This window comes from Allobosea sp. 01N443 (assembly GCF_056399325.1).
Genome location: NZ_JBFTRC010000009.1, coordinates 64992 through 71975, shown reverse-complemented (window position 1 = coordinate 71975; position 6984 = coordinate 64992). Strand labels below are relative to the sequence as shown.

5 protein-coding genes and 1 pseudogene are annotated in these 6984 nt (G+C 65.5%); 1 reads left to right on the top strand and 5 read right to left on the bottom strand.

All coding sequences use genetic code 11. The features are described from left to right. Window positions 1-351: pseudogene (locus AC1DRP_RS04655) on the bottom strand (quinone-dependent dihydroorotate dehydrogenase); the annotation flags it as partial. Further along, window positions 348-692: a DUF952 domain-containing protein gene (locus tag AC1DRP_RS04650; protein ID WP_441490141.1), complete on the bottom strand. Its 345-nt coding sequence runs from the start codon at window positions 690-692 to the stop codon at window positions 348-350. The pseudogene AC1DRP_RS04655 and the gene AC1DRP_RS04650, both read right to left, overlap by 4 nt. A gap of 168 nt (window positions 693-860) precedes the next feature. On the opposite strand from AC1DRP_RS04650, the gene AC1DRP_RS04645 reads away from it, so the two are divergent. Then, entirely contained in the window at window positions 861-1490 is a 630-nt protein-coding gene (locus tag AC1DRP_RS04645) for a S24 family peptidase (RefSeq protein WP_441506025.1), read from the top strand. Window positions 1491-1495: 5 nt separating this feature from the next. Here AC1DRP_RS04645 and AC1DRP_RS04640 read toward each other — a convergent pair whose 3' ends face one another. The 3 genes from AC1DRP_RS04640 to AC1DRP_RS04630 all read right to left on the bottom strand — a co-directional run bounded on the left by AC1DRP_RS04640 (window position 1496) and on the right by AC1DRP_RS04630 (window position 6902). After that, entirely contained in the window at window positions 1496-2947 is a 1452-nt protein-coding gene (locus tag AC1DRP_RS04640; RefSeq protein WP_476767888.1) for a sensor histidine kinase, read from the bottom strand. Window positions 2948-2956: 9 nt separating this feature from the next. Next, the gene (locus tag AC1DRP_RS04635) at window positions 2957-4417 is read right to left on the bottom strand and encodes a dihydrolipoyl dehydrogenase family protein (protein ID WP_441506026.1); all 1461 of its coding nucleotides are present in this window, start codon (window positions 4415-4417) and stop codon (window positions 2957-2959) included. 157 nt (window positions 4418-4574) lie between these two features. After that, window positions 4575-6902, bottom strand: coding sequence for a putative bifunctional diguanylate cyclase/phosphodiesterase (locus tag AC1DRP_RS04630; RefSeq protein WP_476767887.1), 2328 nt, complete (start codon window positions 6900-6902; stop codon window positions 4575-4577). Between the last annotated feature and the right edge of the window lie 82 nt (window positions 6903-6984).

The window sequence follows — 6984 nt, the reverse complement described above, 5'->3', positions numbered from 1 at the left end:
CTCGCTGTTCAATCCGTACCGGTTGATGACGGCTTCGTCTTCGGGCAACCGGAAGACACGCGGGCGCGGATTACCGGGCTGCGGCAGCGGCGTCACGCCACCGACCTCGACAAAGCCGAAGCCGAGCCCCAGGGCGCCATCGACCGCCTCAGCATGTTTGTCGAAGCCGGCCGCCAGGCCGATCGGGTTCGCGAAGGCGAGCCCGAAAGCCTCGGTCGCCAGGATCGGATCGTCGGCAGCCGGCTTCAACGCCGGTGCGGCCGCCAGTGCGGCAACCGTCAGGCGATGCGCCATCTCGGCATCCAGCTTGTGGATCAGGGGCCGGGCGAGGTTGAAGAGGCTGCCGATCACGAAATGTCCTCCGGAATGACGGGGCTGCCATTCGTCCCCGTGGCGAGCGGCGCAATCCAGCGCACGATCTTGGGGGCGAGGGCCGAATAGAGATGCGGGAAGAGCGCGCCGCCGCGCGAGGGTTCGTAGCGCAGCGCCGAGCCGAGTGCCGTATCGTCCACGGCGATCAGCAGGAGGCCACTCTGACCGGCGAAGTGCTTTTCTGCCGTTTCGCGAAGCTGTCCGCCTGTGGAGAAATGGATGTAGCCGTCGGCGAGATCGATGGCAGCGCCGTTGAATGACCCGGCGAGCTCAGCGTCACGCCAGAGCTGTTCGGGGCAGATCTTGTAGATGAGGGGCACGGGACGTCTCGTTGGTTCGGCGTTGTACACGCCATAGCGGGTGCAACCGGCTCCGGGCAAATCATCCCGGACCCGTTCATCGGAAATCAGATTGAGGTCTCATCGAGTAGGGGATATTTCCTATCCTTGTCCTGCTCTCCCGGCACATCAGGATCAGAGGCCTGTCCGATGCTGTCCCATAACCAGATCTGGAGCGCGATCGATGCACTGGCCCAGCGCTACGGCTTCACGCCGTCGGGGCTGGCGCGCAGGGCCGGCCTCGACGCCACGACCTTCAACCGCTCCAAGCGCATCGGCCCGGATGGCCGCGAGCGCTGGCCCTCGACCGAGTCGATCGCCAAGATCCTGGGGGCTACTGGCGCTTCGCTCGACGAGTTCATGAGCGTGGTGATGCACCGCGCCGCGGCGCCCGCGCCCACCATTCCCCTGCTCGGTTTCGCACAGGCGGGGTTGGGTGGATTCTTCGATGGCAGCGGCCTGCCCGCCGGCTCCGGCTGGGAGGAGGTCGCGTCTCCCGGCCTGTCCGACGAGAAAGCCTATGCGCTTGAGATCGCCGGCGATTCGATGCTGCCGATCTACCGCGATGGCGACATCATCATCGTTTCTCCGGCGGCTGCCGTGAGGCGAGGCGACCGGGTCGTGGTCATGACCATTGAAGGCGAGGTGCTGGCGAGGCAGCTCAAGCGCGAAACTGCCAGGACCGTCGAACTCGCCTCGCTCAATCCCGAGCAGCCCGACCGGGTGCTCGCATCATCCGAGATCGCCTTCATGGCGCGGGTGATCTGGGCGAGCCAGTAGGGCCCTCAGTTCCCGCCTCTGATCGGCAGCGCCACCTTGAAGACGGCTCCKATCTTCGAGGGTTCGAGCGCGATCGAGCCGCCATGCAGGCGGACGAGTTCCGCCGCGATAGCGAGGCCCAGCCCGGTGCCGCCGGGATTGACCGAGCCGCGAAAGGCCTGGAACAGATTGGCCTTTGCCCGTTCCGGAACGCCGGGACCATTGTCGCAGACGCGCAGAACGACCTCATGAAGCTCGCGCGCCGCACTGATGGTCAGGGTCGGCTGGCGGCCGGCTTCGGCGCCCGCACGGGTCAGCGCCTCGACGGCATTGCGCATGAGATTGAGCAGGACGCGCGCCATCTGGTCGGGGTCGCAGGGCAGGATGAGTTCCGCCGGAACCTCGTTGGCGAAGCTCACGGTCGGGCTTTCCGCGAGGCCGAGCAGTTCGCCCGCATCGGCCACAAGCTGCCGAAGCGCGACCTCGCGCAGGGTCGGCGTCGCCTCGGCGGCGCGGCCATAGGCCAGCGTCGCCTGGCAGAAGGCGATGGCGCGGTCGAGCGTGGCGATCAGGCGCGGCGCAAAGCGCCTGATCTTCGGGTCCCGCGTTTCGGTCAGCCGGTCCGACATCAACTGGGCCGCAGCCAGCATATTGCGCAGGTCGTGGTTGACCTTGCTGACCGCCAGGCCGAGTTCGGCGAGGTGCTTCTTGGTGCGCAGCTCGTCCGCCAGCGTCATCTGCATGCGTGCGAGCGCCCGTTCGGCCTCGCCGATCTCGTCCGCGCGCTGGCTCGGCGTGATGATCCGGTGCGGGTTCTCCGGGTCGGCCTCGAACTCCATGACATTGGCGGCGACCTGGCGGATCGGGCCGACGATGAGCCAGTTCAGGGCAAGATAGACCAGTCCCGCCGTCAGCCCCGAGATCAGCAGCGACAACAGCAGAATATTGGCTGAGAACACCAGCATCGCGCGGCGCAGCGGCGCCTCGTCGATGATCAGTTCGACGAAGTCGGCGCCGCCGACCGCCTCGCCGATGACCCGGATCGGCGTGTCATGGGCAGGCGTAATCAGAGTGTCGAGAGTCTCGATGATGGAGGTGAGCCAGCCCATCTGGCGCAGATCCACGGTTCGCGCCACTTCGGGTGGCATGGAATCGAGGCTGAGAAGGCGCCGCGCACCCCCGACACGGGCGGCGATGGCGCGTGCGCCGACGCCCATCAACAGGCGGCTCTCGCTGCCTTCAGGCAGGCCCTCCGGCGGAGCGCCTTCAAGAACCAGCACGGCGATMTGTGCGGCTGCGAGGCGGTCATTCAGCCAGTTGCGCCGGAAATTCGCGACGGACGGCAAGTAGATCAGCACTTCCGCCAGCATCACGAAAAGCACGGTCAGCAGCAGCAGCTTTGCGGAAAGGCCGAGCCGCGTCAGGCTGCGTGGTACGCTGACGGAAAGCGACTGCTTGTCGAGGCGTGGCGACTCCATGCGGCGAGCTTATCCGAAGCGGCGCAGGAAGCCGATAAGCCGTCGAATGCCCGGCCGGGACGCAAGCGGAGAGTAGACCGAGAGGGCAGCCCGCTTCGAGAGTTCCGAGAAGGTCGAAGAAGGGAGGACCAGCCCGGCCATATCCTTGACGTTCAGCCCCTTCTCGATCGCCAGGCACCAGGGCGCGATCAGCTCGCCGGCCTTGGCACCAATGATGGTGGCGCCGAGAACGCGGCCCTTGCCGTCGGTGATGAGCTTGACGAAGCCCTCCGTCTGCCGTTCGGCCTGCGCCTTGTCGCTTTCGGCGTAGGGCCAGCGCAGGATCCGGATGTCCCGCGCCGCCCTGTGGGCCTGCTCCTCCGACAGGCCGATGCTGGCAAGCTCAGGCTCGCAGGAGGTCACTCTTGGTAGCGCCGCTGCGTCCGTCTTCACCGGCAGGCGGAACAGGATATTGCGGAGAACCAGGCTCGCCTGGTGGCTCGCTGCATGAGCAAGGTGAGCGCCGTGTCGGTTTCCACTGGCGCAGCCGCCAATGGCGAAGACACGCCGGTTGGCCGTCCGCAGGCCCTTGTTGACGACAATGCCGCCGGCATCGCTGGCAATGCCTGCAAGTTCGAGATCGAGCGCGGCGATCGCCGGCTGCCGGTTACTCGTGACCAGCAGGTGCGTGCCCTCCAGGGGCAGTTCCGCTTCACTCTTCGTCCCGGCCAGGACGAGGCGCACGCGATTGCGCGGGGTTTCGACACGCAGGATCGTGGCCCGTTCGTGCAGCGCGATCCCGTCACGCAGCAGAGCGCGGCGGATCAGCATCACGGCCTCCGGGTCCTCGTCGGCAAGCAGGTCTTCGGATCCAACGATCGTGACGCTGCTGCAGAGGCGGTGCATCGCCTGCGCGAGTTCAACCCCTTCCGAGCCGCATCCGAGCACGATCAGACGTTCCGGGCGGCGGTTCAGGGTGAGAACGGATGCCACTGTCAGGACAGGGGTCTTGTCCAGGCCGGGAATTGACGGAGCCGCCGGGCGCGAGCCCGTTGCGATGACGAAGCGCCTTGCCCTGATTTCCCGATCGCCGACCTGTACGGTGTTGCGGTCGCGAAACCGGGCCTCGCCGTTGATCACGGTGACGCCCAATGCCGCCAGGCGCTCGGCCGTTTCGTTGGGGGCCAGTGCCGCGACGACGCCGGCGATATGCGCCTGCACCTTGACGAAATCCATATCCAGCGCACCGGCAGCGATGCCGAAATGGCCGGCGTCCTGGAGCAGTCTCGCCCGTGTGCTGGCGGCGATCAGCGCGTTCGAGATGACAGCGTCCTTGCCCCCCCCCAGGCGGTCGCGCTCCACCAGCACGACCGATACGCCAAAGAGTGCCGCTGCTGTCGCAAGGGAAAGTCCGGCGGCGCCGCCTCCGATAACGCAGATGTCGGGGGTCAGCGGCGTCGTATTGGATGCCGTCGCCGGACTGCCGGTCACATCGCCTCTCCCTGATCTGCCTTCCGCTACCTGCTGATGCGTTGTCAGAGTGCAGGAATCAAGGCCGGCGCGCCGGAAGTACTGGAGCAGCGCGCCGTTGGACAGGCATTGTCGCGGTGGGATCGGTATCGCGCGTGCGGCGTCTCAGCGACATTCCTCAGGCGACGTGACGTCCCCTGTCGGGCGAGAAGGCGGATACCGGCTCCGGCCGGCCGAAGAGATAGCCCTGTGCCCGGTGCGCGCCGAGCAACTGCACTGCGATACGCTGGTGTTCGGTTTCGATGCCTTCGACGACGACATTCATCGAAAGGCGTCGAGCGAGCTGGCAGACGGCCTCGATGATGGCTTTCGACGCCTCATTGGCGTGCACGTCGCGGCTGAAGCTCTGGTCGATCTTCACCTGGGCGAAGGGGTAGGTCGAGAGATAGGCAAGCGAGGAATAGCCGGTGCCGAAATCGTCGAGTGCGAATTTCACACCGAGCGCGCGCAGTTCGTGAATGGCGGCGAGCGTGCCCTTGTTATCCTCGATCAGCAGGGATTCGGTCACCTCGAGCGTCAGCCGATGGGAGCCGAGCCCGGACGCRATGAGCGCTTCCTTGACGGTCTCGACGATCCGGCGGGGTTCACGGAACTGCAGCGGCGAGATGTTGACGGAGACGCCGACGTCGTTAGGCCAGGAGGCCGCGTCATGGCAGGCCTGCCTGATGGCCCAGTCGCCCATGGCGGCGATCAGRCCGGAACTCTCCGCGATCGGGATGAAGATGCCAGGCGGGATCATTCCGCGGGTGGGGTGCCGCCAGCGCATCAGCGCCTCGCGGTTCACGACATCCTGCGTCTTCAGATCGATGATGGCCTGATAGTACAGTTCGAGCGACTTGTTCTCGCAAGCCCGGCGCAGATCCACCTCTATCTCGTGCCGATCGAGCATCTCCTCGGCCATCGCCGGATTGAAGAAGGTCAGGGTGTTGCGGCCGGCGGCCTTGGCCTTATAGAGCGCGGTGTCAGCGTGGCGCAGCAGATCGGCCGGCGTCGCGGCATCGAGCGGCGCCATCGCGATACCGACGCTGGCGGTCACGTAGACGGTCTTGGTCTCAAGCAGGAAGGCCTTGGCCATCGCATCGATCATGCGTTGGGCGATCGTGGTGACGATGGCGAGATTGGCCGAGGGCAAGATCAGAACGAACTCGTCACCGCCGAAGCGGGCCAGCAGGTCGCCACCGCGAATGACACCGCGCAGGCGCATAGCCGTTTCGGAGAGGACGCGATCGCCGATATCGTGGCCAAGGCTGTCATTGACCTGCTTGAAACCGTCGAGATCGACATAGAGCAGCGCGAAGGCTTCTCCGGTCCGCTCCAGCTTGCGGAAGGACTCGGACAGCTGGTTGTTGAATTCGAAGCGGTTTGCGAGACCGGTCAACTCGTCGAAGCGAGCCATCCGCTCGATCCGTGCTTCCGTCGCCTTCCTCTCGGTCGCATCCTCGGTCAGCATCAGCACACCGCCTTCGGCCGCAGGCGCGATGGTGACCACCAGCAGCCGGCCGCCACGGGTCTGCAATTCGCGGGTGACCGCCTGTTGCGACTGCTGAACCTCGCTGAGCGCGCTTCTGATGTCGCGAACCTGGTCGGCGCTGATGACCTGGCGCTCGATCAGGAAACGGGCGATCGCCGTCAAGGGCGTGCCGGGGAGGGCGAGCGTCTCGGGGATGCCGAAGAGCGTGCGATGCGGTGCGTTGCAGATCGCGAGCTTGAGGCTGCGATCGTACATGGCGAGGCCATGGATCATCGTGTTGAGCGCGGCGTCGAGCGTCAGGTTCTGGGAATGCAGCGCAGATGCCAACCCTCTTGACTGCTTGGTCGCTTCGCTGAGCGCGAGGAGATTCCGGTGCAGGGAATTGGTGATGGCGATGTTGGCGGCCACGTACAGGAACGCGAAATAGCCGATATAGTGATAGTAATCGTTGGAGGCCTGGACGAGGCCGATGGCCATCGGCACGCAGAAGGTCAGGAGCTGTACGGCGACGAATTTCGGCCGGCCGGCGTTGCGCGAGACATAGCCCGAGGCCAGCGCGATGGTCGAGGCGACCGAAGTGATATGGGCGGCGGGGTCCTCGGTCTGCGTCAGTGCGATGTAGCAGCTGTAGCCAAGGACTGCGCTGAAAACCGTTGCGCCGAGGAAGTATTCGCGATCCCAGCGCCGTGTCTCGGCAAAGCTGTCATCCGAATGATCGCGCCTGCGATAGCTGATGACGGTCATGATCCGGAGCKCGACGACCAGAGTCACCAGCGCCGTCAGGGTCATGAAAATGCTGGCGCCCGTCGCGAGCCAGCACAGATAGGGGGTCAGGATACCAGCGATGCCGCCCGGAATGATCGAGCCGGGCGAGGAGAACAGCGAGCTGACCAGCAAACGATAGTCCGGCAGGTCGAAATCCTCGCGGACGTCGCCCGGTCTGTCGCTGAGAAGCCCTTTGAAAACACCCGCCATCCAGTCCCGCCTTGCAAGGCTTCAGGCGCGCGACACGAGCTTTTCACGAGCCCGAGTTCGCGCCGGATAAACCCTTTAAGCG